The following is a 24325-nucleotide window of genomic DNA, read 5'->3' on the forward strand; positions in this document are numbered from 1 at the left end:
GGATAGCCTTTATATAAGAATTTCTATATTTTCATAAAAATATAATCGTTCTGAGGAGGAAGCCTTATGTCATTGAAACGCAAAAAGATTTCTGTCATTGGTGGAGGATTCACTGGAGCAACTACAGCATTTTTACTGGCGCAAAAAGAACTTGGGGATGTAGTATTAGTCGATATTCCTCAAATGGAAAACCCTACTAAAGGGAAAGCGCTTGATATGCTTGAAGCGAGCCCTGTTCAAGGTTTCGATGCTAACATTACTGGTACTTCAAGCTATGAAGATACCAAAGACTCTGACATCGTAGTCGTAACAGCTGGTATTGCCCGCAAGCCCGGCATGAGTCGTGATGACCTGGTTCAGACGAACCAAAAGATCATGAAGAGTGTTGCCCAGGAAATCGCTAAGCACTCTCCTAATAGTTTCATCGTTGTGTTGACTAACCCAGTTGATGCTATGACGTATACTATTTTCAAAGAGTCCGGTTTCCCTAAAAACCGCGTAATCGGCCAATCAGGTGTATTGGATACAGCACGTTTCCGTACATTCGTGGCGCAGGAATTAAACCTGTCAGTTAAAGATGTAACCGGTTTCGTACTTGGCGGCCACGGCGATGACATGGTTCCACTTGTGCGTTATTCATATGCAGGAGGCATTCCTCTTGAAACGCTTATTCCAAAAGATCGCCTTGATGCAATCGTTGAGCGCACTCGCAAAGGCGGCGGCGAAATCGTTAACCTGCTTGGTAACGGAAGCGCGTATTATGCGCCAGCTGCTTCTTTGGTTGAAATGTGCGAAGCGATCTTGAAGGATCAGCGCCGTGTATTGCCTTCTATTGCATATCTAGAAGGAGAGTATGGATACGAAGGAATTTACCTTGGAGTTCCAACAATCCTTGGCGCTGGCGGTATCGAGAAAGTAATCGAGCTTGAATTGACTGCAGAAGAAAAAGCAGCACTTGATAAGTCGGCAGAAGCAGTCCGCAATGTAATGGCGGTTCTTGCTTAATCCATAGTAAATTTTTATTTAAAAACAGGAATCGGGGAATGCTCCCCGATTTTTTTGCACAAATTTATAAGTATATTGTTTTTGGACAAGGGAATGTAATACAAGTATCTGAACTTCTATTGCAAAGGGGTAAATGCTATGCTGCTTGGAAGAAAACGAAAGCTTGGCAGGAAGATAGAAGAAATCACTGTCGGAGAAAAGTTAACTTTAACAGAAAAAATCGAGGATAAGGATTTACTTTTATATTTAGGGTTGACGAATGATGCTAATCCGTTATATATCCAGCATGACTATGCTTCGCAGACTCCATATGAAAAGCCGATCGTTCCGGCAATCATGCTTAATGGCATCATCACTTCTGCTGTTTCAAAGTATCTTCCTGGACCAGGAAGCCATATTTTGAAACAGGATATTGAGTTCGTTAAGCCTGTTTACCACTATGGAACCGTGCAGTTTCTTTTTGAAGTAACAGAAGTCACCAAAAGCAAGCATACAGTAGAGATCTCTGTTTCAGGAAAGAATGAAGACGATGAGACAGTTATAAAGGGAAAGCTGCTAGTATGCCCGCCGTATCCAGTCCAGCGCATGGATGGCAAGGCACTGGATAATTTTTAATCAGAGCAGGGATGTACAGATAATGTACATCTCTTTTTTGTACCTTAAATTTGATTTTAATGGATGAGTTGATATTATAATGTAAATAGAGCTATTGGATGAAACAGGGGTAATAACTTTTTTGGAGGCTTATATGAACAAGAAGGTCTTGGTTGTTGATGATGAACAGTCAATCGTTACACTGCTGCAATATAACCTGGAACAGGCAGGATATAAGGTGGTAACCGCAATGGATGGCGAGGATGGGATCAATCTTGCTGCTGAAGAAAATCCGGATTTAATGATATTGGATTTAATGCTTCCTAAGCTTGACGGCATTGAAGTATGCAAACAGCTTCGCCAGCAGAAAATCAATGTTCCTATTTTGATGCTTACGGCAAAGGATGACGAGTTTGATAAAGTGCTGGGCCTTGAATTAGGTGCAGATGATTATATGACAAAACCATTCAGCCCCAGAGAAGTTGTTGCAAGGGTGAAGGCGATTTTAAGACGGGTGCAGACACAGACTGATCCTATTGATGAAAAGCAAGAGGATGAGGGCCAGATTAAAATTGGCGATTTGAAAATGATGCCTGATTTTTATGAAGCTTATTTCATGGGTGAATTGCTTGAACTGACACCAAAGGAATTTGAACTGCTTTTATATCTTTCCAAGAATAAAGGAAGGGTACTGACCCGCGACCAGCTTCTCAGCGCGGTTTGGAATTATGATTTTGCAGGTGATACAAGAATCGTGGATGTACATATCAGCCATTTGCGCGAAAAAATCGAATCAAACACAAAGAAGCCGTCTTATATAAAAACAATCCGAGGCCTGGGTTATAAGCTGGAGGAACCAAAGGGAGAATGACTAAGTACCGGACACGTCTCCTATTTGCCCTCATTACCCTGATCATCATCGTCTTGATAGGCTTAGGCCTGCTTTTGGGGCAATTATTCAAGAACTACTATATTAATTCATTTAATGAACGACTGAAAATTGAGATGAATCTTCTTACTTCCAATATTGAGCAAAACGGCGGATTGGGATCACTCAATTCCGAGGAAATTGCGAGGATGGGCAAACTTCTCAACGCCAGGATTACAATCGTCGACCTTGACGGTGAAATCCATTATGATACTGGTGAAATTTCCAGCACGAAAATCAGCAGGCATAGAGATATCATTGGCGATATCGTCGAAGGTACTCCAGAAAACCAGGGCGATCTAGAAATTGGCGGTGGCTATGACCTTCATTATTATTGGAAACCGCTTCTTCATAATGGTGAAAAGGAAGGCTACGTCTTTTTAACAACAAAAATTGATGAATTGCAAAGGGCTTATCGCCAGATTTGGTGGATCCTGACAATCAGCCTTGGTCTGGCGTTGATCGTCATCATCCTGCTTGGGACAAGGATAACGAACCGCTATACGAAACCGATCGAATCAGCGACGAATGTTGCCATTGAACTTGCAAAGGGCAACTATCGCGCAAGGACATATGAGGACCATATTGACGAAACAGGCATGCTCAGTTCATCAATCAATATTCTTGCAAGAAACCTCCAGGAATTGATGAAATTGAAGGAATCGCAGCAGGATCGTCTGACTACCCTGATTGAAAATATGGGCAGCGGTTTGATTCTTATTGATAGCAGGGGCTATATTAACCTGATCAATAGACCCTTCAAAGAAATTTTCAATGTCGAATCTGCAGAGTATCTCTATAAGCTTTATTATGAAGTGTTTGTTCATGAAGAAATTAGCCAGATGGTTGAAGAAATTTTCATGACTGAACAAAAAGTCCGAAAACAAGTTGTTTTGCCTTTGGACATAGAACGACGCCATTTTGAAGTTTACGGAGTGCCGATTATCGGGACAAACAATGTCTGGAAAGGTATCCTGCTTGTTTTTCACGATATCACCGAACTGAAAAAGCTTGAGCAAATGCGTAAGGACTTTGTCGCGAATGTCTCCCATGAACTAAAGACACCGATCACTTCTATAAAAGGTTTCTCGGAAACGCTCCTTGATGGGGCAATGCATGATAAAGCCACACTTGAAGCCTTTTTGGAGATTATCTTAAAAGAAAGTGACCGCCTTCAAGTCCTTATCCAGGAACTGCTGGACCTTTCTAAAATTGAGCAGCATGGTTTCAAGTTGACAATTGGCAAGGTTGATCTTTTAAAAGAATCAAACGATGTACTTGAGATTTTAAGAGGTAAGGCGGATGAAAAAAATATCACATTGGAACTGGAACAGTCCAGCCCTAATGTGGTCATTGAAGGGGATCCTGACAGGCTGAAGCAAGTATTTATCAACCTTGTCAGCAATGCGATCACGTACTCACCTAATGGCGGAACGGTCAAAGTTTGCTTGATCGAGCATAAAGATACGGTTTCGATAGAAGTGAAGGATTCCGGGATAGGGATTGAAAAAAGTGAAATTCCGCGGATTTTTGAACGTTTTTATCGGGTCGATAAAGCCAGAAGCAGGAACTCTGGAGGTACAGGGCTAGGTCTGGCAATTGTAAAACACATTGTAGAAGCCCATAGAGGTAATATTGAGGTAATCAGCCAGATTGGCAGGGGAACGACCTTTACAATTAAGCTTTTAAAAAAATTGCCTCGTTAAAGCTGGTCGATTTATTCGGCCGGTTTTTTCTATTTTTAGGATAAAAGTTAAATGATATTGAAATCAGGAACAATTTTGTCAGCAATCCAGCTTGTCTTTAACTACCGTTAGATGGGAATCGGTTTTGGATAAATTTACATTACCTTAACAAGGGATTTATTTTTCCTTAACACTCCGTTGCTACAATCATAAGTGAAAACCCCTTCATCCAAGGAGCTAGAGAAAAGCACAAGCAGACCCCGCTTGTGCTTTTTTCATTTGCGCTAAACTTCTTCTGGCAGTCCTGAATTCCACATGATCAGTTGTTTTGACACATGCAAAAACCACCCTTGCTATAAAATAACTTTTTGATCAAGCTTCTTCTGAAACTTTTACGCTCCTTAATACGTAAAAACAAACATATACAGAAGCACAGAAAGTGGGGAGAAAAATGGTGAGCTTAAAAAAGATCTATGTGACCACCGGAATTGTCGTTCTTGCCTTAATTTTAGGCCTTTTGGCGTTTACGACCTGGTATACAGTAGATGAGTCTGAACAAGCGGTAATCTTGACGTTCGGTAAGGTTGAGGATGGGATCAGCGAACCTGGCCTGCACTTCAAGCTGCCTTGGCCAATTCAAAGTGTAGAAAAGCTATCTAAGGAAACATTCAGCCTTCAGTTTGGCTATGAGGAGAAAAACGGTGAAATTAAAGAGTTTCCTGATGAAACGAAAATGATTACTGGTGATGAGAATATTGTGTTGGCAGACCTGGTTGTACAGTGGAAAATAACTGAACCGGCGAAATATTTATACAATGCGGATAACCCTGAAGAAATTCTTTATGATGCAACTTCCGCTTCCGTAAGGAGCATCATCGGCAGCTCGAAAATTGATGATGCATTGACTTCAGGAAAAGCCGAGATCGAAGCCGAGGTACGTGATTTGCTGTCAACTTTAATTGAAAAATATGATATGGGTATTTCGGTGCTTGGGGTCAAACTTCAAGACGTAGAACTGCCCAATAAAGAAGTGCGTAAGGCATTTACCGACGTAACAGATGCCCGTGAAACAATGAACACGAAAATCAATGAAGCAAAGAAATACCGCAACAAGCAGCTGAATGAAGCCCAAGGTGAAAAAGATGCCCTGATTTCGCGTGCGGAAGGTGAAAAAGCTTCCAGGATCGAACGGGCAAGAGGAGACGTTGCAGTCTTCAATAAGCTATATGTTGAATATAAGGCGAACCCTGACATAACGAAACAGCGTCTTATCCTTGAAACGCTGGAACAGGTGCTGCCAGGAACTGAAATCTATATCATGAATGATGATGGCAACACAATGAAGTATTTCCCGATCCGTCCGCTGGAAACGGAAAAGCCGAAGTCAGAAAAGGAAGGCAGTGAAAAGAATAATGGCTGATCAAAACGTGATTAATTTGAATGATCGCACTGGCGGTTCATTCAATTGGCGTAAGTATTCGAAGTTCGGTCTCTTCCTGATCATTCTTATCACCCTCCTAATCTTTATCTTCACCAATGTGTTCATCGTGAAACAAGGAGAATATAAAGTGATCCGCCAGTTTGGAGAGGTAGTAAGGATCGTTAAGGAACCGGGGCTTAATTATAAGATGCCATTTATCCAGAGCGTCACTACACTGCCTAAGTATCAATTGACATATGATGTTACACAGGCGGAAATCAACACAAAGGATAAGAAGAGAATTTTGATCGATAACTATGCCATTTGGCGTATTGAAGATCCTAAAAAGATGATTTCGAATGCAAGAACTCTAGAGGGCGCAGAATCAAGAATGGAGGAATTCATCTATTCTGTCGTGCGTTCAGAGCTTGGTCAGCTGGATTACGACGAAATCATCAATGATGAGAAGTCCTCAAGAGGTTCCCTGAATGACAGGGTGACTGAAAAGGTAAATGAACTTTTAGCTGGGGGTAATTACGGAGTTGTGGTGACCGATGTCCGCATGAAGCGAACAGACCTGCCTGCTGAGAACGAGATGTCCGTATTTACAAGGATGATTTCGGAACGTGAATCGAAAGCCCAGGAATATCTCTCAATGGGGGATGCCGAGAAGAACAGGGTCGTTGCCCAGACTGACCGGGAAGTGCAGGAAATCATCGCAAAGGCAACTGCCGATGCTGAAACGATTCGAGGCGAGGGCGAAGGGGAAGCAGCAAAAGTATACAACCAATCTTTCTCAAAAGATCCAGAATTCTATACAATGTTCCGTACGCTGGAATCCTATAAAAAGACAATCAATGGAGAAACCGTCATTGTCCTTCCATCAGATTCCCCTTATGCAAGAATGCTGATGGGCTATACAAATTAATTATGCTCTTGTAAACATATTGCTAATTTTAGAGCAAGTAGGCGAATCATAAATAGGTTCAGCCTGAAAAGGCCGTTATTTTTCTTTCTATCTTATCTCATGATAAAATAGGAAGTAATTTAACGGTCTTTTTTTATTCAGGCTACTTTAAAACTTCATGTTGATTGGAGAGAAGATCAACAGAACCTTATTGATTAAAACACTACCTGGACGCATTAGCTTTTATAAGGAGGAGAAACTACATGTCTAAAAAGCTTGTTTTGATAGATGGTAACAGTATTGCTTACCGCGCTTTCTTTGCGCTGCCGCTATTGAATAATGAAAAAGGAATACATACGAACGCGGTTTATGGTTTTACGATGATGCTGATGAAAATTCTTGAGGATGAGCAGCCAACACACATTCTTGTTGCATTTGATGCGGGTAAAACGACGTTCAGGCATAAGACCTTCAGTGAATATAAGGGTGGAAGGCAAAAGACACCGCCTGAGCTTTCGGAGCAATTTCCGTTTATCCGCGAATTGCTTAAGGCATATGGAATCTCACAATATGAACTTGAAAATTATGAAGCTGATGATATCATCGGTACTTTAAGCTTGCTGGCAGAGAAAGAAGGCTTCGAAACAAAGGTCATTTCCGGCGATAAGGATTTGACGCAGTTAAGTTCTGACAAGACTACGGTCAGCATAACGAGGAAGGGCATCACGGACATAGAAGAATATACACCAGCACATATCCAGGAGAAATACGGACTGTCGGCCGATCAAATCATCGACATGAAAGGCCTGATGGGCGATGCATCGGATAACATCCCAGGAGTTCCTGGAGTAGGCGAAAAAACGGCAATCAAATTGTTAAAGGAATACGGAACGCTTGAAAACCTCCTTCAATCAATTGACAAAGTAAGCGGAAAAAAGCTGCAGGAAAAGCTGGCTGAATTTAAGGACCAGGCTGTCATGAGCAAGGAATTGGCGACAATTACCCGCGAAGCTCCGGTTGATGTAAGCTTGAGTGAATTGGAATATGAAGGTTCAGAGAAAGAGAAGGTTGTCAGGATTTTTAAAGAGCTCGGCTTTAATTCCCTTTTGGACAAGCTCGGAGGAGATATCGAAGCTGGAGACACAATCGAGCTTGAGGATATAGAGTTTGAACAGCCGGATACGATTGGTCCTGAGATTTTTGCAAAAGAAAGCGCCTTTTATGTTGAAGTGCTTGAAGATAACTACCACTATGCTGATATTGTCGGCTTTGCGGTCGTGAATGAAAAAGGCAGCTTCTATCTGCCTGTAAAAACAGCACTGGAATCTGAAGAATTCAAGAAATGGGCAGAGGATGAAACGAGCAAAAAGACAGTCTATGATGCCAAACGCTCTGAGGTTTCATTGCGTCATCATGGAATCCACCTTAAAGGCGCAGACTTTGATGTGGCACTTGCGTCATATATCATTGATCCTTCCGAATCACCTGACGATTTAGCCGCTGTTGCCAAGCAGCATGGCTTGATGAGTGTGCAGACGGATGAAGCTGTCTATGGAAAAGGTGCAAAGCGGAAAATCCCTGATGACAAACTGCTCGGGGAACATCTCGTGCGAAAGGCCTCTGCATTATCTCCATTAAAAGAAAAACTTGAAAACGAACTATGGGATAACGACCAGCATGACCTGTTCAACAGCCTGGAAATGCCGCTATCACTTGTTTTGGCAGATATGGAATACCTGGGCATTAAACTTGATATGGAGCGTCTGGAAAAAATGGGCGAAGAAATAAAAGGGCGCCTGACAGAAATCGAATATAAGATATTCGAGATGGCTGGAGAGCAGTTCAATATTAATTCACCAAAGCAGTTAGGGGTCATCTTGTTCGAAAAACTTGGCCTGCCTGCTGCGAAGAAGACGAAAACGGGTTACTCTACTTCTGCGGATGTTCTTGAAAAGCTGGCTTCTAAACATAAAATCATTGAAGAAATCCTTAATTACCGTCAGCTCGGGAAGCTTCAATCCACATATATTGAAGGCTTGCAAAAAATAGTCAATAAAGAAACTGAAAAAGTCCATACGAGATTCAACCAGGCATTAACAGCGACAGGAAGATTAAGCTCTACAGACCCTAATCTTCAGAATATCCCAATCCGTCTTGAAGAAGGCCGGAAGATCAGGCAGGCTTTCGTGCCTTCCGAGGAAGGCTGGGTCATCTTTGCGGCTGACTATTCGCAAATCGAGCTGCGTGTGCTTGCACATATAGCCGGTGACGATAAGTTGATCGAGGCATTCCAGAATGACTTGGACATCCATACGAAAACGGCGATGGAAGTTTTTAAAGTCGGTAAAGACGAAGTCACTTCCAATATGCGCCGCCATGCTAAAGCGGTAAACTTCGGAATTGTCTATGGAATCAGCGACTATGGGTTATCGCAAAGCCTTAACATCACCAGGAAGGAAGCGGGCGAATTTATCGAACGCTATCTGGAGAGCTATCCTGGTGTAAAAGAATATATGGATGAAATCGTAAAGGATGCAAAGGCGAAAGGGTATGTCCAGACTCTGCTGCATCGCCGCAGATACATCCCTGAAATCACAGCCCGGAACTTCAATCTGAGGAGTTTTGCTGAACGCACAGCCATGAATACACCAATCCAGGGCAGTGCGGCTGATATCATTAAAAAAGCAATGATCGATATGGCAGACAGACTCAAGGAGGAAGGGCTTAAAACAAGACTGCTCCTTCAGGTGCACGATGAATTGATTTTTGAAGCTCCTAAGGAGGAAATTGATACACTGAAGAAAATTGTGCCGGACGTAATGGAAAATGCCATTGAATTGAAAGTACCGCTAAAAGTGGATTATTCATATGGCCCAACCTGGTACGACGCAAAGTAAGTTTGATAACACTCATTCAGTTCATTAAAAGAGACTCTATGAGTTCGAAAAATAACTATCTTTGCGAAAATAGCTTGAAAAGAAGACGGCAATAAAGAAAGGCGGGATTTCATGCCTGAATTACCAGAGGTTGAAACCGTACGGAGAACCTTAGAGATGCTCGCAGTAGGAAAAGAAATTAAACATGTTTCAGTATTCTGGCCGAAGATGGTCAAGCTGCCTGATGAGGCTGAACAATTCAAAGATGCGCTCAAGGGCCAGACGATCGAAGAAATTGGACGCAGGGGAAAATTCCTGATCTTTTACACAGAATCATTTGCGCTTGTTTCCCATTTAAGAATGGAAGGCAAGTACGGGCTATTTGCTGTTGAAGACCCGGTAGACAAGCATACACATGTCATTTTCCATTTTTCCGACGGAACGGAATTACGTTATAAAGATGTTCGGAAATTCGGGACCATGCATCTTTATGAAAAAGGGAAAGAATTTGAAACGCAGCCGCTCGCCGATTTAGGTCCTGAGCCTTTCTCTGAAGATTTTTCTGTTGAATGGCTGTCCGATAAGCTTAAAAAAACAAATAGAAAAATAAAGCCTGCACTGCTTGACCAAAAGATCCTTGTTGGCCTGGGCAATATCTATGTAGATGAGGCACTCTTCCGTGCGAAAATCCATCCCGAAAGAATTGCTAATTCATTGACTCCAGAAGAGGAGGCTGTGCTTTACAAGGAAATAGTCAGCACCCTGTCTGAAGCTGTTGAGAAAGGCGGCAGCACCATCCGTTCTTATGTGAACTCACAGGGACAGATAGGCATGTTCCAGCTCCAGCTCTTTGTGTATGGCCGTAAAAATGAACCGTGCAAGGATTGCGGCACAATGCTTGAGAAAACAGTAGTTGGCGGCCGCGGGACGCATTTTTGTCCAGCCTGCCAGAAGCTTAAATAGCATAATGGCTTGTTGATTCTCTCACCATAAATAGGCTCCTTCCATATACTAACGTAGCGATTGACAGGAAGGAGCTCAGTTTATGGCACAAACAATCTCCCTGCTTTTACTTGCATTCGCTGTCAGTCTTGACAGTTTCAGTGTAGGGTTAACGTATGGATTGCGGAAAATGAAGATCCCGATCAAATCGATTGCCGTTATTGCGGTTTGTTCAGCCGTCGTCCTGGTGGCTGCCATGATGATCGGGCGTTTTCTTGAGAGCTTTTTTTCACCTGAGTTGGCAGAGAAGCTGGGTGGCACTGTCTTGATCGTACTAGGCGGGTGGGTACTCTACCAATTTTTTCGCCCGGACAAAACAGAATTGCTCTGCCACGAAAAAATCATTCTTAATTTTGAGATTAAATCACTCGGCATTGTCATCAACATCTTGAAAAAGCCGATGACTGCGGACTTTGACCGTTCAGGCACTATCAATGGAATCGAAGCAGTCATGCTTGGGCTTGCCCTGTCCCTTGATGCCTTCGGCGCAGGAATTGGTGCAGCATTATTGGGGTTTTCACCGGGCTACTTAGCGCTGACAGCAGCCTGTATGAGTTCGTTGTTCGTTTATGCCGGGATGAGAATGGGAAGTTTCTTTTCGGATAGCGGCTGGATGCAAAAGTTCTCGTTTATACCAGGGATACTATTGATCATAATTGGGCTGCTGAAGCTTTAGCAGTCCTTTGAAAGGAATTAGCCAAGGATGTCATTAGTTATTGGATTAACCGGAGGTATAGCAAGCGGGAAAAGCACAGTGTCTGCAATGTTTGCCGATATGGGAATCACTGTGATTGACGCCGATATCGAAGCGAGGCTTGCTGTTGAACCAGGAGAAAAAGCATACAATGATATTGTCAGCCATTTTGGTTCTGGAATTTTAGAAGAAGCTGGCGCGATTAATCGCCAAAAGTTGGGTTCAATTATTTTTAACGATGAGGATAAAAGACTGCTGCTAAATTCGATCGTCCATCCAGCAGTGCGAGAGCGGATGGCGCAAAAGAGAGAACTAGCCGAAGCGGCAAATGAAAAAGCGATTGTCATGGACATACCACTACTCTTCGAAAGCAAGCTGACAGGACTTGTTGAAAAAATCATCCTGGTGTATGTGGATGAGAAGACACAGCTGGAAAGGCTCATGAAGCGAAATGGATTTTCAGAAGCCGAAGCTCTTTCAAGAATCAAGTCGCAAATGCCGCTGAACGATAAAGTCAAGCTCGCCGATGCAGTGATTGACAATGGCGGGAGCATTGAGCAAACAAGGCAGCATCTAATCGATATTTTAAATAAATGGGGAATCTTTTGGGCCAAATAGGCCCTTTTTTATTTGTTTAATTTCATGGTGATTACTATTATCAGAATTATTTTATATTTTAAATGTGTGCATTTATTAGTCACAAATAAAATTTAATATGTTATACTAATACCATATAAAGGGGTTATTAAGTATAACACTAATTCGGAAGGGGCCGTACAATGAAGACGAGAATAGCGATTAACGGTTTTGGGAGAATTGGCAGAATGGTATTCAGAAGAGCCATTCTTGAAGAAAATCTTGAGATTGTAGCAATTAATGCGAGCTATCCTGCAGAAACTCTGGCGCATTTAATTAAATATGATTCAACACATGGTCAATTTGCTGGGGAAGTAATTCCTGCTGACGATCATTTGATCGTTAACGGAAAAACTGTAAAATTATTAAGCAATCGAAATCCTGCCGAGCTACCTTGGAAGGAAATGAAGATTGATATTGTCATAGAAGCTACAGGCAAATTCAATTCACGTGATAAAGCTGCGCTCCATCTTGATGCTGGTGCAAAGAAGGTTATTTTGACTGCACCTGGTACGAATGAAGATATCACTATTGTGATGGGAGTAAATGAAAGCGCATTAAATATTGAGAAACATGATATTATTTCCAATGCGTCATGTACGACAAACTGCCTTGCTCCAGTTGCAAAGGTTCTTGAAGATACTTTTGGCATCGAAAACGGCTTGATGACAACTGTGCATGCCTATACAAATGATCAGAATAATATCGACAATCCGCATAAGGACTTGCGCAGGGCACGTTCTTGCGGACAATCGATCATTCCTACGTCAACTGGAGCAGCAAAGGCATTATCGCTTGTGCTTCCTCAGTTGAAAGGAAAGCTTCACGGAATGGCGCTAAGGGTTCCAACACCAAATGTTTCGCTCGTTGACCTGGTTGTCGATTTGAAACGTGAAGTGACAATCGATGAAATCAATGATGCGTTTTATTCAGCTTCAAAAGGCAGGCTTAAGGGAATTCTTGATATTACGACAGATCCACTTGTTTCAATTGATTTCAACACAAATGAACACTCAGCTATCGTCGACGGCTTGTCGACAATGGTGATTGGCGCCAATAAGGTGAAGGTTCTTGCATGGTATGATAATGAATGGGGATATTCAAGCAGGGTTGTAGACTTGACAATGCATGTTGCCCACACAATGTTTAATTCAGCAACTGTTAAGGTTGGATAATGATATTTCGCAAAAAAGCTTGCCCGATCAGGCAAGCTTTTTTATGTTTGGCTGTGTTAAACTTGGCTGTTGATTTCCGTTACATGCGCTTCGCTTTCTGCGGGCGCCCCGGGGAGCCTCCTCGTCGCTTCACTCCTGCGGGGTCTCCCCTGGCCCATGCATCCCGCAGGAGTCTTCGCGCCCTCCACTGCAATCAACAGAGCGTAAAATCAACAATGATCTTTAACACAGCCTTATTTTTAAGGAAATTATAAAATTATTTTCTTATGGATAACTACATGTAGTATTCTTAATCCAGCTCCCGCGCCTAGCCCCTCGAGTCGCTTGTCCAGCTGCGGCTCCTAACTCCTCGAGACGCTTGTCTAGTGTCACCTCCTAGAAACTCCGAAACTTCAACTCCCCCGGCAGAAGCAAAAAGCGCTTCTTTGTCGGAGCCTCCAGTTTCTGCGTTTCTGGACAGTCGGCTATACATTTCGATTTCGGTTCGCTCGGGTGAAGTCAAAGAACGACTTCACCGGTCTGCCCTCCAGCGCTTGTCGGGACTGAACGAGGCGCTTGCGCTTTTTGTTCTTTTTACGCGGTAAAATTACTGTAAAGCCTATTAAATAGGTATCTATCAATCTGTGCGTAACAATAGCAAAATTTCATTGAAAAATTTTGTTTTCATGTGTTGCAAAAAAAATATAAACAAAGTATACTAGTCATCGTGAACTTCTTAATAACGGTACCAATTGGCTACTTAAAGGGTTAGGACCTCTCTGGACTAACTTTCCCCCGTGGTAGTTAAGATACCATTGAAACTAAGGACTTCATTCTAATAATGTTAGAGGGGGAAATTGAATATGGAAACAATGGGTCGTCATGTAATTTCTGAACTTTGGGGTTGCGATTTTGAAAAATTGAATGATATGGATTATATTGAACAAACTTTCGTTTCAGCTGCATTAAAATCGGGTGCTGAAATCCGCGAAGTGGCTTTTCACAAATTTGCACCACAAGGTGTAAGCGGAGTTGTCATTATTTCTGAATCTCATTTAACTATTCACAGCTTCCCAGAACATGGATACGCCAGCATAGATGTTTATACATGCGGTGATCTCAATCCTAATATTGCAGCTGACTATATTGCTGAAGCTCTTGGTGCTCAAACTCGCGAGAACATTGAAATCCCGCGCGGAATGGGTCCAGTGCATGTGAAACAAGCACAGGCTAAAGCTCTATAATTTAAATACGATATGTTAACAGGAGGTGTAGCGATACACCTCTTTTTTAATTTATGCAAAAATACGGTACACTGTAAGTATCACAATGTGCAGGAGGCCCTTTAATGTCTTTTTTAAAAGCCCTTACCGGACGGTATCAAAAATTTAGCGGGACCAGTGAAAACAATAAGGACGAGCAATTAAAGACTCGTTATTATAAAGCGAATTTCAACCAGGTGTTCCAATCAGTTGAAGAACTGCTGAAGGCTGAACCAACTTACAGGATTACGAGCGTATCAAAGGAACATGGTGAGATATCAGCCGAAATGAATGGGAAGGTGCCTTCTTTTTTAACGGTAACAGTCATAACCACAAAGCCTTTTGAGACGGCGGTCGACTTACATATCTCAACTGAAAAATTTTCTGTGGCAGGCATCAATCCCGCTTTGAAATATGAATTGATGAAGATTTACGAGAAATTGGATCGTTCGCATACATTTATTGGCTCAGGCAAATATGGAAATGCATAGTTCCTCTTGTCCAGATACTATCTTTTTTATAAGATAATACTAGAGAATAATACTTGTGGACGTACTTAGTGGAATACGCGAATTGTCCATCGCTCAATCTAGATTTCAAATATTCGGAGCTGATCGAAATGAAATGTCCAACTTGCCAAAATAACTCTACCCGGGTTCTTGATTCAAGACCGGTTGACGATAGCCGATCAATTCGACGCAGACGTGAATGTGAAGCATGCGGATTTCGCTTTACCACTTTTGAAAAAGTGGAAGAAATCCCATTGATCGTAGTAAAGAAAGAAGGTACACGCGAGGAATTCAATCGTGAGAAACTCCTTCGCGGATTAATAAAGGCATGTGAAAAACGTCCGGTAGCCCTAAAAGAACTCGAGGATCTTACATCCGAGGTTGAAAAAGAGCTCCGCAGCCAGGGTGTATCTGAGGTGAAAAGCGAAGCGGTTGGCGAAATGGTGATGGACAGGCTGGCCAAGGTCGATGAAGTTGCCTACGTCAGGTTCGCATCCGTGTATCGCCAATTTAAAGATATCAATGTTTTTATTGACGAGCTGAAAGAACTATTAAAGAAAGAAAACTCCTAAAAGAAAGAACGTTAGGAGTCATGGAGTTCCCGGTGAACTTCATGGGAAATCCTGAAGGGGCTGAAGGGAACTTCAGCTTTTTTTACTAAATAAGAAAGTATAAAATTTACTTCGAGAATTGTCCAGCTCCAGCGCCTAGCCCCTCGAGTCGCTTCGGTCCGCCCAATGAAGTCAAAGAACGACTTCACTGGTCGGCCCTCCAGCGCTTGTCGGGGCTGACCAAGGCGCTTGCGCTTTTCTTAACGATTGGGAGGGATAGGGATGGCTCAGCATTGGCAGGAGACTTTACCTGTAGACCAATATATAGTTGCTTCCGGCGGCCTGTTGCATGAATATGATCGCAAGGTGCTGACTTTTTTGTATCAGCCATTGATTGGGCCAGCTTGTTTAAGCCTGTATATGACTCTATGGGCTGAATTGGAAGAAAATCGCCTCTGGTCGGAGCCGGTGAAGCACCATAATTTGATGAGTATCATGGATATGAACCTGAAGGATATTTTCCATGCGCGCCAGAAGCTTGAAGGTATGGGATTGCTCAAGACCTATGTCAAAAATGGTGATGAAGGCCGTTCATTTATTTATGAATTGCAGCCGCCGCTTACTCCGGAACAGTTTTTTCTTGATGGTATGCTGAATGTCTATTTGTATCGCAAAGTCGGCAAGAACCAGTTTTTACGTCTTAAGCGATTTTTTAGTGATAAATCTGTAGCGTCAAAACCGGATTATGATGAAGTCACGAAAGCTTTTCAAGATGTGTTCCTTTCCGTTCCTACTGATGCACTGAAACACAACCCAGATTCAGCCTCCGATCTTCGGGCAGAGGATGGAAATTCTTTTATTGGCAGGACTGAACCGTCTAAAATCCAGATTGATCCTGAAGAATTTAATTTTGATTTGCTTTTGGGCGGACTGAAGGAATCGCTTATTCCAAAAAAAGCTTTTACAGCGAGAGTGAAGGAGGCAATCAGCAACCTGGCCTTCCTGTATGGAATAGATGCCCTTAAGATGAAAAATATTGTCTTGAGTGCCGTAAATTCCGAAAACGAAATAGATATCGAGGAATTGCGCAAGGCCGCGAGGGATTGGTATCAATTCGAATACCAGGATCAGCTTCCTGCCTTGCTGGACCGAGTGCAGCCGGCACAATACAAGGCAGACATCGATAAGCCGAAAACGAAGGAAGAAGAGTTGATTCATTACTTTGAGAAAACTTCTCCCCGTCAGCTCTTGATTGATATTTCAGGAGGTGCTGAGCCTTCGAAAGCAGATTTGCAAATAATTGAAGAGGTCATGTTCAAGCAGAAGCTGATGCCTGGAGTCGTGAACGTTTTAGTACAGTATGTTATGCTGAAGACAGATATGAAGCTTGCTAAGGGATATATAGACAAAATCGCAAGCCACTGGTCCAGGAAGAAAATCTCGACAGTCAATGAAGCGATGCAGCTTGCTAAAAACGAGCACCGCCAATATCTTGACTGGGCAGATGGCAAGAAGGCCCCGACCTCTCAGGGCAAACGTAAACCTGTACGCAAGGAAGTTTTGCCTGATTGGTTTGAGAAAAAGCGTGAAGGTGAACCGGAACAGCAAACAGAGTCACCGGATATGGATCCTGACTTTGAAATAGAGAAGAAAAAGCTTGAAGAGGAACTCAAGAAATTTAAATCTGGGAGGTGACTCATATGCAAAACATAAATGAAACATTGAAGAAGCTGGCGAACAACCAGAATTTCCAGGCACGTTATGAAGCACTTAGGCAGCAGGTTATGAATGATAAGCGAGTCAAGGAGTTCCTTGAAGAGAATGCAGAGCATATCACCCGGGAAATGCTTGACCAGAGCATGACGAAACTGTATGAGTTCACTAACCAGAGCAAAGGGTGCAAAGACTGCAAAAGCCTTGAAGCATGCAAAAACATGATACAGGGATATGAACCGAAGCTTTTTATAAGAGGAAATTATATTGATATAAAATATGACAAATGCAAGAAAAAGGTCATGCATGATGAACAGCAAAAACATGTACGATTGATTAACAGCATTTTCGTCCCTAAGGAAATTTTAAAGGCTTCATTCGGTGATATTGAGCTTGATGACCAGGGAAGGTTCAAAGCAATTAAAATGGCCAAGGATTTCGTCGAGAATTACCAGCCAGGCAGAAAGCAAAAGGGCATGTTTCTTCATGGCCCGTTTGGTACTGGGAAGTCATATCTCCTTGGTGCGATTGCAAATGAACTTGCACAGAAACAAGTCAGCTCATTGATTGTCTATGTCCCTGAATTCTTCAGGGAGATGAAAAATGCGATTGGAGACCATACTGTCAACGACAAGCTGGAAGCAATCAAAAAAGCAAATGTACTCATGCTTGATGACATCGGCGCTGAAACGATGAGCAGCTGGGCACGTGATGAAATCTTAGGGACGATCCTGCAGTTCCGCATGCTTGAGAACCTGCCAACGTTCTTTACATCTAATTTCGACCTGAAAGGCCTGGAGCATCATCTTACACACAGCCAGCGGGGAGAAGAAGAACAATTAAAGGCAGCAAGAATCATGGAACGGATCAAGTACCTTGCCGATCCGGTAAAAGTTGAGGGTAAAAACAGAAGAATGTAAGGTTAAGGCCGCGGCTATCAAGCTGCGTCCAATTTTTTTGTGGAGATAACGAACCTTCCGTATCCTGGATACTTCTAAAGTGTCCAAGTACCCCATATATATAATCAGGGATTATATAAAAAGGGGGGATATGGTTGATTGAAATCATCTTCCAAAAAAAGCAGGATGCCTGGAATTTGTACCAGCATTTAATCACCAGGCTTGCTTCGTGGCAGGAAACGAATTCAATTCTTCTTTATGAAGATCGAAATAGAGTGCTTATTCCGCAACAATATTATAAAGATGAAATGCTGAATGAACTGAAAAAAAGTTTTTATGATTTTATCGTAAAAGCGAAACGTGATGAATGGTTCAGATCAATTCTGGCGGATTCCTATCTTTTTACCGATGTGGAAGAGCAGGATCACATCATGGACATTATTTACTCAGTACTTGAAGGAAACCGAAAAGAACTGGCTCCATTTATGGAGGGGGTTGAAGAGAACAGTCTGATCGAGTGTGCCGTCAACGAAATTCTAAACGAAAGAGTTTCCTTCTCGTTTGATTCCTTTGTTATGTTCAGATTGAAGGTTTATGTTGAACAACTCTCCCAATGGGTGGAGATTGCGATCGATGAGTATAAAATGGAGCAGGAATACCAGGTGTTCATCCAAACTCTTAGGGATTTCCTTGCGGGCAGGAAACCGCTATTGACTCATTTGTACCTCGTTATCGATGAAAATATGGTTTTTTACAATCAGCATTTTATTGAAATGAAACGGAGCGAGCTTTTTAAAGCAATTGACCGCAAGCTTCTCGTTAACCATCCAGTCTATGTCGATTCGGGAACGATTGCTCCCTTGCTGTCAATCGCCCCTCATACGATTTACTTATACACAGATGATCCACAGCAGCCATTAGTGCGGACCATCATTAACATTTTTGAAGAACGAGTGAAAATCAGCACAATCTCAGCACTTGAAGACGAAAAGATAAACTTTTTCAGCAAAGAGAATGAAAATATACGATAGCCCACTTGATTTTCAAAACATTACAAACTATAATTACGTACATAATAAATCAATCAAATGTAATGATGAGGACATGGGCTTTCTTGAAAGGTTTGCAGAGAGGGAAGGCAAGGCTGAAAACTTCCTAACACAAAAAGAAACGCTTACCACCTCTGAACTTCAGTCATGAACGCCCAAGGCAAGTATTGACTGGCGGCAGTAGCCGTTATCGCAGCCAGAGTCATTTTCCCGCTTTTTTCGCGTGAGAATGTAAAATTGGGTGGAACCACGTGTGATCAAACTCGTCCCTGTTTCAGGGACGGGTTTTTTTATTTTTGCGCTAAATTAAGCGCAATATCTAATAAGGAGGAAAAGCCAATGGCAGACATGTTAAAAATATCGTTTCCAGATGGAGCAGTAAAGGAGTTTCCGGCAGGAACAACAACTGAAGACATTGCCAGCTCAATCAGCCCGGGCCTTAAGAAGAAAGCCATTGCCGGTATGGTGAATGGACAGCCGTATGATCTCAAGAGACCGATCGAGGAGGATGCGTCGATTGAAATCGTCACTCCAGATCATCCAGAAGCGCTTGAAATCCTGCGCCACAGCTCAGCGCATTTAATGGCACAGGCGATTAAACGCCTTTATAAAAACGTTAATCTTGGAGTAGGGCCTGTAATCGAAGGCGGATTCTACTATGATATCGATATGGAGCACTCATTGACTCCGGAAGATTTGCCGGCAATTGAAAAAGAAATGGGCAAAATCATCAATGAAAACATTGAGATTATCCGTAAAGAAGTAAGCCGCGAGGAAGCTGTCAGCTTTTTCAAAGAGCTCGGCGACCCATATAAGCTTGAGTTGATTGAAGCGATTCCTGCAGATGAAAAAGTGACTCTTTATGAGCAGGGAGATTTTGTTGATCTTTGCCGCGGAGTGCACGTCCCATCCACAGGGAAGCTGAAAGAGTTCAAATTACTGAGCATTGCCGGTGCATACTGGCGCGGTGACAGCGACAACAAGATGCTGCAGCGCATTTACGGTACTGCTTTCTTTAAGAAGGAAGATTTGAAAGAACATTTAAGGCTGCTTGAAGAAGCGAAGGAGCGCGACCACCGCAAACTTGGCAAAGAGCTTAACTTATTTACAAACTCCCAGAAGGTTGGACAGGGACTTCCGCTCTGGCTTCCAAAAGGTGCGACTATCCGCCGCATTATTGAGCGTTACATCGTCGATAAAGAAGTCAGCCTCGGCTATGACCATGTTTACACTCCGGTAATGGGAAGTGTCGAGCTATATAAAACTTCTGGCCACTGGGACCACTATCAGGAAAACATGTTCCCGGTCATGGAAATGGAAAACGAGCAGCTTGTTTTAAGACCGATGAACTGTCCGCACCACATGATGGTATACAAAAACAGCATCCATAGCTACAGGGAACTTCCAATCAGGATTGCTGAGCTAGGAACAATGCACCGCTATGAAATGTCCGGAGCATTAGCTGGATTGCAGCGTGTGCGCGGCATGACATTGAATGACGCTCACCTTTTCGTCCGCCCTGACCAGATCAAGGAAGAGTTCAAGCGTGTCGTACAGCTTGTGCTTGAAGTCTACAAAGACTTTGATATGAACAATTACTCATTCCGACTTTCTTACCGCGATCCTGAGGATAAGGAAAAATACTTCGATGACGACCAAATGTGGGAAAAAGCACAGTCAATGTTAAAAGAAGCTATGGATGAGATGGGTCTTGAGTACTTCGAGGCTGAAGGCGAAGCGGCATTCTACGGCCCTAAGCTTGATATCCAGGTCAAGACAGCACTAGGCAAAGAGGAAACTCTTTCAACTGTCCAGCTCGACTTCTTGCTTCCTGAGCGCTTTGACTTGACTTATATCGGTGAAGACGGCAAGCATCATCGCCCAGTTGTTATCCACCGTGGTGTTGTATCAACTATGGAACGATTTGTCGCATTCCTTATCGAAGAATACAAAGGGGCATTCCCAACATGGCTGGCGCCGGTCCAGGCACAAGTCATCCCGGTATCTCCATCTGTCCATTATGACTATGCCAGAGAAATCCAGGAAAAGCTTAAAGCAGAAGGCTTCCGTGTCGAAATTGATGGCCGCGATGAAAAAATCGGCTATAAAATCCGTGAAGCACAAATGCAGAAAATTCCTTATATGCTCGTAGTCGGAGATAATGAGGTGGCTGATCGAGCAGTAAATGTCCGTAAATACGGTGAACAGAAATCAGAGACAGTTTCATTCGATGAATTCCTGGAGTCCTTCAGGAAAGAAGCGAAGAAATAAAAATAAGAGGGGCCATCTGGCTCCTCTTATTTTTTGTTATGCTGTTTAAGTATGAATAGGTATGTACGTGCAAAATATCCTTATTCCAATGGTTTCGAACAGGATGGACACAGATTTTTCGTATAGGTGCGCTGGATCCTCTGTCCGCAATGCATGCATGATTTCAACAGCAGCGGCTTATTGTCAATATCATTTGCAAATCCATAGCCTGTCCGGAAAAACTTTAGAGCAGTGCCCGCAAGCAGACCAGTTACAACTCCGGTGATCATGATGGCAACTAGCAAATTTACACCAGCTTTCTTAATTTTACTATTATAATAAATTATACCAAATTAGGATTCGCTAAGGATTGGAACTTTAATTTTAAAGGCTTTTTTCGATTGCTTTGTTTGTTATTTTGCCTTCAAAGGATTTTTACGGATTTCTCAGTCATGTGAATTTCGAAAAAGCCAAAGATACTTAAGAATAAAAAAAATTATCCGCAAAGAGTATTATTTATAAAAAAAGTATTGCAGGCTGTAATTCTATTTGATACAATACTTTTTGTTGCAGTTAACGCAAGTGTTTCGTTTGACACATCTTTTTCTTTGTGTTATATTAGCAAAAGTGAACTGAATACTAGTTTTAGGAAAGAAGAAGCACCCGCTTCTCACCTGGCTGACGCATTAGGCTGTTGGCAGGTAATACGTAAACGTCTGATTATTTTGTTTTCGTAAGTGTGGGTGTTGTCGCCTGCACTTTTTTTATTGCAAAATAAAAAAAGACTATCGTATGTCATAGTGTGAGCAAGATGACGGGCTGGAGCTTGGCAATGTACTTCTTCTCCTTGACGATGTATTCGATAAAACCCTGGAGGTGGCTAATTATTAGCAAAGATGCGATGTTACTAAACGAGGGAATTCGTGCTCGCGAAATTCGTCTTATCGATCAAAATGGCGAGCAATTAGGAATTAAAACCAAAACTGAAGCGCTTGAAATTGCAGCGCGCGTTAATCTGGATCTTGTACTTGTGGCTCCGAATGCGAAGCCTCCTGTAGGCCGGATCATGGACTACGGAAAATTCAAATTCGAACAGCAAAAGAAAGACAAAGAAGCACGTAAGAACCAAAAGATCATCACAACCAAAGAAGTACGTCTTAGCCCGACAATTGATGAGCACGACTTTAACACAAAGCTTCGCAATGCCATCAAATTCTTGGAAAAAGGCGATAAAGTTAAAGCATCAATCCGTTTTAAAGGACGTGCTATAACGCATAAGGAAATCGGTCAGCGTGTATTGGATCGCTTCTCTGAAGCATGCAAGGAAGTAGCGACGATCGAATCACATCCAAAAATGGATGGCCGAAGCATGTTTCTAGTTTTAGCACCTAAAATAGAAAAGTAACGAGGAGGAAGTCCCCAATGCCAAAAATGAAAACTCACCGCGGCACTGCCAAGCGTTTCAAGAAAACTGGATCTGGCAAGCTTAAGCGTTCACACGCTTACACTAGCCACTTATTTGCTAACAAGTCTACGAAAGCTAAGCGTAAGCTTCGCAAATCTGCACTTGTTTCTAAAGGCGATTTCAAACGTATTCGTCACATGCTTGACAACATTAAGTAAATTCGAGCGATCGATTTATATAGGAGGGAAATTACATGCCACGTGTAAAAGGCGGTACAGTTACGCGCAAGCGTCGTAAAAAAATCATTAAATTAGCAAAAGGTTACTACGGTTCCAAACATACATTATACAAGGTTGCTAACCAGCAGGTTATGAAATCTTTAATGTATGCATTCCGCGACCGTCGCCAGAAGAAGCGCGACTTCCGCAAACTTTGGATTGCTCGTATCAACGCAGCAGCTCGCATGAACGGTCTTTCATACAGCCGTTTAATGCACGGCTTAAAGCTTGCTGGTATCGAAGTAAACCGCAAGATGCTTGCTGAACTTGCAGTAAGCGATGCTAATGCATTCGCTCAATTGGCTGAAACGGCTAAAAAGCAATTCAACAAGTAATTAACCAAAAAGATCAACCATTCTCTTCCTGAGGATGGTTTTTTCTTTTTTTAGGCCAATACATATGACCTTATTGTATTATCACGAAATTCTTTTAAGATATAATGGACCATAAGATTCATTTTACATACTTTAATGCTGTTAGAAGGACGTGGGGAAATGGAAGTATTGATTTTGCTGGGAATCATCGTGGTCATGAACATGGCTGGGTTTTTCATCATGGGAGCAGATAAAAAACGCGCGCAAAAGAATCTATATAGAATAAGTGAAGGCACTCTGTGGAATGTCGCCTTTTTGGGCGGTGCGATTGGTGCATGGGCCGGGATGAAGCATTACAGGCATAAGACTAAGCATGCTCAGTTCAAATATGGCTTGCCTATGCTTGCACTCATCGAGGCTGGTATTTTTGTGTATGTTTTTACGTTATTAGTAGAACGGCTCAGGCTATTTTAAATGCTTTAGTAGCATCATAGAATTGCTGGGCATGTGACAGAGATGGGTCATTACTGCAGATTGTTTTTGAGTCAGGAATCTAGCATTCTCCGGGTGTGTATATCCTGTTTCATGTATTTCGCTAATTTCTCTTTATTACGCCGCCAGTTATCCTTTATAAAGTGACGGGGATTTTTTGGTGCAACGACGTAAAAAAGCGTCCGGCTATGTCGGACGCTTTATTTTGGTTAAGTTATCTGGTCTGTACTTTTGCACGACTATGATTCATCATCCTGATCATGGTTCGCCATGAATTCTTTGATCGGACTTTTCCAATCGATTTTAGCTACAGGGTAGCTCTCACGCACTTTTCGTTCGATGAACTGGAAATCCTCAAGAACAAGCCCCTTTAATTCAGCCGTCTTTTTTGGCCAGATGAAAATCGATACGACTTCGAAAGCAGATTGAGTGGTACCCAAATATTTTTCCCCTTCAAATAAAACGCCCTTATAAGTCAATAAGAAATTCTTCCGCACATTATCTGGGTCATCAAGGAAGAACAATCGTTTTTGCTCATGCGCGAGCTCCAATTTTCTTTTTGGATGGAATAAATATTTCACAGCGCTGTATATTAGAAAAATAAATAAAAGCAATATGATAAAACGTAAAAGCAGGATCATGACTGCCCCTCCAATACTCACTTTCCTTATTTACGAATGAGATTCTAAATAGTTTCATCAA

Annotated in this window: 25 protein-coding genes and 2 other annotated features; of the genes, 22 read left to right on the forward strand and 3 right to left on the reverse strand. The window is 42.3% G+C overall.

Annotation, left to right across the window (positions count from 1 at the left end):
- Positions 1-66 precede the first annotated feature (66 nt).
- The 14 genes from mdh (at position 67) to nrdR (ending at position 15244) form a co-directional block, all read left to right on the forward strand.
- Complete coding sequence (gene mdh / locus M3204_RS04825; protein WP_251479131.1) at positions 67-1005, forward strand: malate dehydrogenase; 939 nt, start codon at positions 67-69, stop codon at positions 1003-1005.
- Positions 1006-1143: 138 nt separating this feature from the next.
- Complete coding sequence (locus tag M3204_RS04830) at positions 1144-1620, forward strand: MaoC/PaaZ C-terminal domain-containing protein (RefSeq protein ID WP_251479133.1); 477 nt, start codon at positions 1144-1146, stop codon at positions 1618-1620.
- Between the two features lie 133 nt (positions 1621-1753).
- Positions 1754-2470, forward strand: a complete 717-nt coding sequence (locus M3204_RS04835; protein WP_251479135.1) for a response regulator transcription factor — start codon at positions 1754-1756, stop codon at positions 2468-2470.
- Complete coding sequence (pnpS, locus tag M3204_RS04840) at positions 2467-4233, forward strand: two-component system histidine kinase PnpS (RefSeq protein ID WP_251479138.1); 1767 nt, start codon at positions 2467-2469, stop codon at positions 4231-4233. Before M3204_RS04835 ends, pnpS begins: the two co-directional genes overlap by 4 nt.
- Before the next feature lie 430 nt (positions 4234-4663).
- A complete protein-coding gene (hflK, locus tag M3204_RS04845; RefSeq protein ID WP_251479140.1) occupies positions 4664-5632 on the forward strand; it encodes an FtsH protease activity modulator HflK in 969 nt (322 codons plus the stop codon).
- Positions 5625-6560 carry a protease modulator HflC gene (hflC, locus tag M3204_RS04850; protein ID WP_251479142.1) on the forward strand — a complete coding sequence of 312 codons (936 nt, stop codon included), beginning with the start codon at positions 5625-5627 and terminating at the stop codon, positions 6558-6560. Before hflK ends, hflC begins: the two co-directional genes overlap by 8 nt.
- A 242-nt stretch (positions 6561-6802) precedes the next feature.
- A complete protein-coding gene (gene polA / locus M3204_RS04855) occupies positions 6803-9436 on the forward strand; it encodes a DNA polymerase I (protein ID WP_251479144.1) in 2634 nt (877 codons plus the stop codon).
- Between the two features lie 111 nt (positions 9437-9547).
- Positions 9548-10378, forward strand: coding sequence for a DNA-formamidopyrimidine glycosylase (gene mutM / locus M3204_RS04860; RefSeq protein ID WP_251479146.1), 831 nt, complete (start codon positions 9548-9550; stop codon positions 10376-10378).
- Positions 10379-10460: 82 nt separating this feature from the next.
- Entirely contained in the window at positions 10461-11093 is a 633-nt protein-coding gene (gene ytaF / locus M3204_RS04865; RefSeq protein WP_251479148.1) for a sporulation membrane protein YtaF, read from the forward strand.
- 27 nt (positions 11094-11120) lie between these two features.
- Positions 11121-11729, forward strand: a complete 609-nt coding sequence (gene coaE / locus M3204_RS04870; protein WP_251479150.1) for a dephospho-CoA kinase — start codon at positions 11121-11123, stop codon at positions 11727-11729.
- Between the two features lie 161 nt (positions 11730-11890).
- Entirely contained in the window at positions 11891-12922 is a 1032-nt protein-coding gene (locus tag M3204_RS04875; protein WP_251479152.1) for a glyceraldehyde-3-phosphate dehydrogenase, read from the forward strand.
- A gap of 842 nt (positions 12923-13764) precedes the next feature.
- The gene (speD, locus tag M3204_RS04880; protein WP_251479154.1) at positions 13765-14145 is read left to right on the forward strand and encodes an adenosylmethionine decarboxylase; all 381 of its coding nucleotides are present in this window, start codon (positions 13765-13767) and stop codon (positions 14143-14145) included.
- A 104-nt stretch (positions 14146-14249) separates the two neighbouring features.
- On the forward strand, positions 14250-14654 hold the full coding sequence (locus M3204_RS04885) for a hypothetical protein (RefSeq protein WP_251479156.1): 405 nt from the start codon (positions 14250-14252) through the stop codon (positions 14652-14654).
- A 128-nt stretch (positions 14655-14782) separates the two neighbouring features.
- Positions 14783-15244, forward strand: coding sequence for a transcriptional regulator NrdR (gene nrdR, locus M3204_RS04890; protein WP_251479158.1), 462 nt, complete (start codon positions 14783-14785; stop codon positions 15242-15244).
- Positions 15245-15255: 11 nt separating this feature from the next.
- On the opposite strand, the gene M3204_RS04895 is transcribed toward nrdR, so the two are convergent.
- The gene (locus tag M3204_RS04895; RefSeq protein WP_251479160.1) at positions 15256-15432 is read right to left on the reverse strand and encodes a hypothetical protein; all 177 of its coding nucleotides are present in this window, start codon (positions 15430-15432) and stop codon (positions 15256-15258) included.
- 73 nt (positions 15433-15505) lie between these two features.
- Here M3204_RS04895 and M3204_RS04900 point away from each other — a divergent pair, with 73 nt between their 5' ends.
- The 4 genes from M3204_RS04900 (at position 15506) to thrS (ending at position 21155) form a co-directional block, all read left to right on the forward strand.
- The gene (locus M3204_RS04900) at positions 15506-16918 is read left to right on the forward strand and encodes a replication initiation and membrane attachment family protein (protein WP_251479162.1); all 1413 of its coding nucleotides are present in this window, start codon (positions 15506-15508) and stop codon (positions 16916-16918) included.
- Positions 16919-16923: 5 nt separating this feature from the next.
- Positions 16924-17856, forward strand: coding sequence for a primosomal protein DnaI (gene dnaI, locus M3204_RS04905; protein WP_251479164.1), 933 nt, complete (start codon positions 16924-16926; stop codon positions 17854-17856).
- Positions 17857-17990: 134 nt separating this feature from the next.
- Complete coding sequence (gene ytxC, locus M3204_RS04910; RefSeq protein ID WP_251479166.1) at positions 17991-18866, forward strand: putative sporulation protein YtxC; 876 nt, start codon at positions 17991-17993, stop codon at positions 18864-18866.
- A 53-nt stretch (positions 18867-18919) separates the two neighbouring features.
- Positions 18920-19158, forward strand: a binding site (T-box leader).
- A 65-nt stretch (positions 19159-19223) separates the two neighbouring features.
- Complete coding sequence (gene thrS / locus M3204_RS04915) at positions 19224-21155, forward strand: threonine--tRNA ligase (protein ID WP_251479168.1); 1932 nt, start codon at positions 19224-19226, stop codon at positions 21153-21155.
- Positions 21156-21235: 80 nt separating this feature from the next.
- On the opposite strand, the gene M3204_RS04920 is transcribed toward thrS, so the two are convergent.
- The gene (locus tag M3204_RS04920) at positions 21236-21439 is read right to left on the reverse strand and encodes a hypothetical protein (protein WP_251479170.1); all 204 of its coding nucleotides are present in this window, start codon (positions 21437-21439) and stop codon (positions 21236-21238) included.
- A gap of 340 nt (positions 21440-21779) precedes the next feature.
- Positions 21780-21905 (forward strand) — a sequence feature (ribosomal protein L20 leader region).
- Positions 21906-22035: 130 nt separating this feature from the next.
- Here M3204_RS04920 and infC point away from each other — a divergent pair.
- From infC to M3204_RS04940, 4 genes are all read left to right on the forward strand, one after another.
- The gene (infC, locus tag M3204_RS04925; protein WP_251479890.1) at positions 22036-22539 is read left to right on the forward strand and encodes a translation initiation factor IF-3; all 504 of its coding nucleotides are present in this window, start codon (positions 22036-22038) and stop codon (positions 22537-22539) included.
- A gap of 17 nt (positions 22540-22556) precedes the next feature.
- The gene (gene rpmI / locus M3204_RS04930) at positions 22557-22757 is read left to right on the forward strand and encodes a 50S ribosomal protein L35 (RefSeq protein ID WP_213369010.1); all 201 of its coding nucleotides are present in this window, start codon (positions 22557-22559) and stop codon (positions 22755-22757) included.
- 35 nt (positions 22758-22792) lie between these two features.
- Positions 22793-23152, forward strand: a complete 360-nt coding sequence (gene rplT, locus M3204_RS04935) for a 50S ribosomal protein L20 (protein ID WP_251479172.1) — start codon at positions 22793-22795, stop codon at positions 23150-23152.
- Between the two features lie 159 nt (positions 23153-23311).
- The gene (locus M3204_RS04940; protein WP_435367719.1) at positions 23312-23605 is read left to right on the forward strand and encodes a DUF1294 domain-containing protein; all 294 of its coding nucleotides are present in this window, start codon (positions 23312-23314) and stop codon (positions 23603-23605) included.
- A gap of 257 nt (positions 23606-23862) precedes the next feature.
- On the opposite strand, the gene M3204_RS04945 is transcribed toward M3204_RS04940, so the two are convergent.
- Positions 23863-24264 (reverse strand): sigma-w pathway protein ysdB, encoded by a 402-nt coding sequence (locus M3204_RS04945; RefSeq protein WP_251479174.1) that lies wholly within the window; start codon positions 24262-24264, stop codon positions 23863-23865.
- Positions 24265-24325 lie beyond the last annotated feature (61 nt).

This window comes from Mesobacillus subterraneus (assembly GCF_023715485.1).
Taxonomy (GTDB): domain Bacteria; phylum Bacillota; class Bacilli; order Bacillales; family Cytobacillaceae; genus Mesobacillus; species Mesobacillus subterraneus_B.

Coding starts and splice junctions, on each gene's coding strand:
- pnpS (WP_251479138.1), top strand. CDS start 2,467: ATGACTAAGTACCGGACACGTCTCCTATTTGCCCTCATTACCCTGATC.
- ytaF (WP_251479148.1), top strand. CDS start 10,461: ATGGCACAAACAATCTCCCTGCTTTTACTTGCATTCGCTGTCAGTCTT.
- nrdR (WP_251479158.1), top strand. CDS start 14,783: ATGAAATGTCCAACTTGCCAAAATAACTCTACCCGGGTTCTTGATTCA.
- M3204_RS04885 (WP_251479156.1), top strand. CDS start 14,250: ATGTCTTTTTTAAAAGCCCTTACCGGACGGTATCAAAAATTTAGCGGG.
- rplT (WP_251479172.1), top strand. CDS start 22,793: ATGCCACGTGTAAAAGGCGGTACAGTTACGCGCAAGCGTCGTAAAAAA.
- coaE (WP_251479150.1), top strand. CDS start 11,121: ATGTCATTAGTTATTGGATTAACCGGAGGTATAGCAAGCGGGAAAAGC.
- hflC (WP_251479142.1), top strand. CDS start 5,625: ATGGCTGATCAAAACGTGATTAATTTGAATGATCGCACTGGCGGTTCA.
- M3204_RS04940 (WP_435367719.1), top strand. CDS start 23,312: ATGGAAGTATTGATTTTGCTGGGAATCATCGTGGTCATGAACATGGCT.
- mutM (WP_251479146.1), top strand. CDS start 9,548: ATGCCTGAATTACCAGAGGTTGAAACCGTACGGAGAACCTTAGAGATG.
- rpmI (WP_213369010.1), top strand. CDS start 22,557: ATGCCAAAAATGAAAACTCACCGCGGCACTGCCAAGCGTTTCAAGAAA.
- M3204_RS04875 (WP_251479152.1), top strand. CDS start 11,891: ATGAAGACGAGAATAGCGATTAACGGTTTTGGGAGAATTGGCAGAATG.
- mdh (WP_251479131.1), top strand. CDS start 67: ATGTCATTGAAACGCAAAAAGATTTCTGTCATTGGTGGAGGATTCACT.
- hflK (WP_251479140.1), top strand. CDS start 4,664: ATGGTGAGCTTAAAAAAGATCTATGTGACCACCGGAATTGTCGTTCTT.
- polA (WP_251479144.1), top strand. CDS start 6,803: ATGTCTAAAAAGCTTGTTTTGATAGATGGTAACAGTATTGCTTACCGC.
- infC (WP_251479890.1), top strand. CDS start 22,036: ATGTTACTAAACGAGGGAATTCGTGCTCGCGAAATTCGTCTTATCGAT.
- M3204_RS04900 (WP_251479162.1), top strand. CDS start 15,506: ATGGCTCAGCATTGGCAGGAGACTTTACCTGTAGACCAATATATAGTT.
- M3204_RS04835 (WP_251479135.1), top strand. CDS start 1,754: ATGAACAAGAAGGTCTTGGTTGTTGATGATGAACAGTCAATCGTTACA.
- thrS (WP_251479168.1), top strand. CDS start 19,224: ATGGCAGACATGTTAAAAATATCGTTTCCAGATGGAGCAGTAAAGGAG.
- speD (WP_251479154.1), top strand. CDS start 13,765: ATGGAAACAATGGGTCGTCATGTAATTTCTGAACTTTGGGGTTGCGAT.
- dnaI (WP_251479164.1), top strand. CDS start 16,924: ATGCAAAACATAAATGAAACATTGAAGAAGCTGGCGAACAACCAGAAT.
- M3204_RS04830 (WP_251479133.1), top strand. CDS start 1,144: ATGCTGCTTGGAAGAAAACGAAAGCTTGGCAGGAAGATAGAAGAAATC.
- M3204_RS04945 (WP_251479174.1), bottom strand. CDS start 24,264: ATGATCCTGCTTTTACGTTTTATCATATTGCTTTTATTTATTTTTCTA.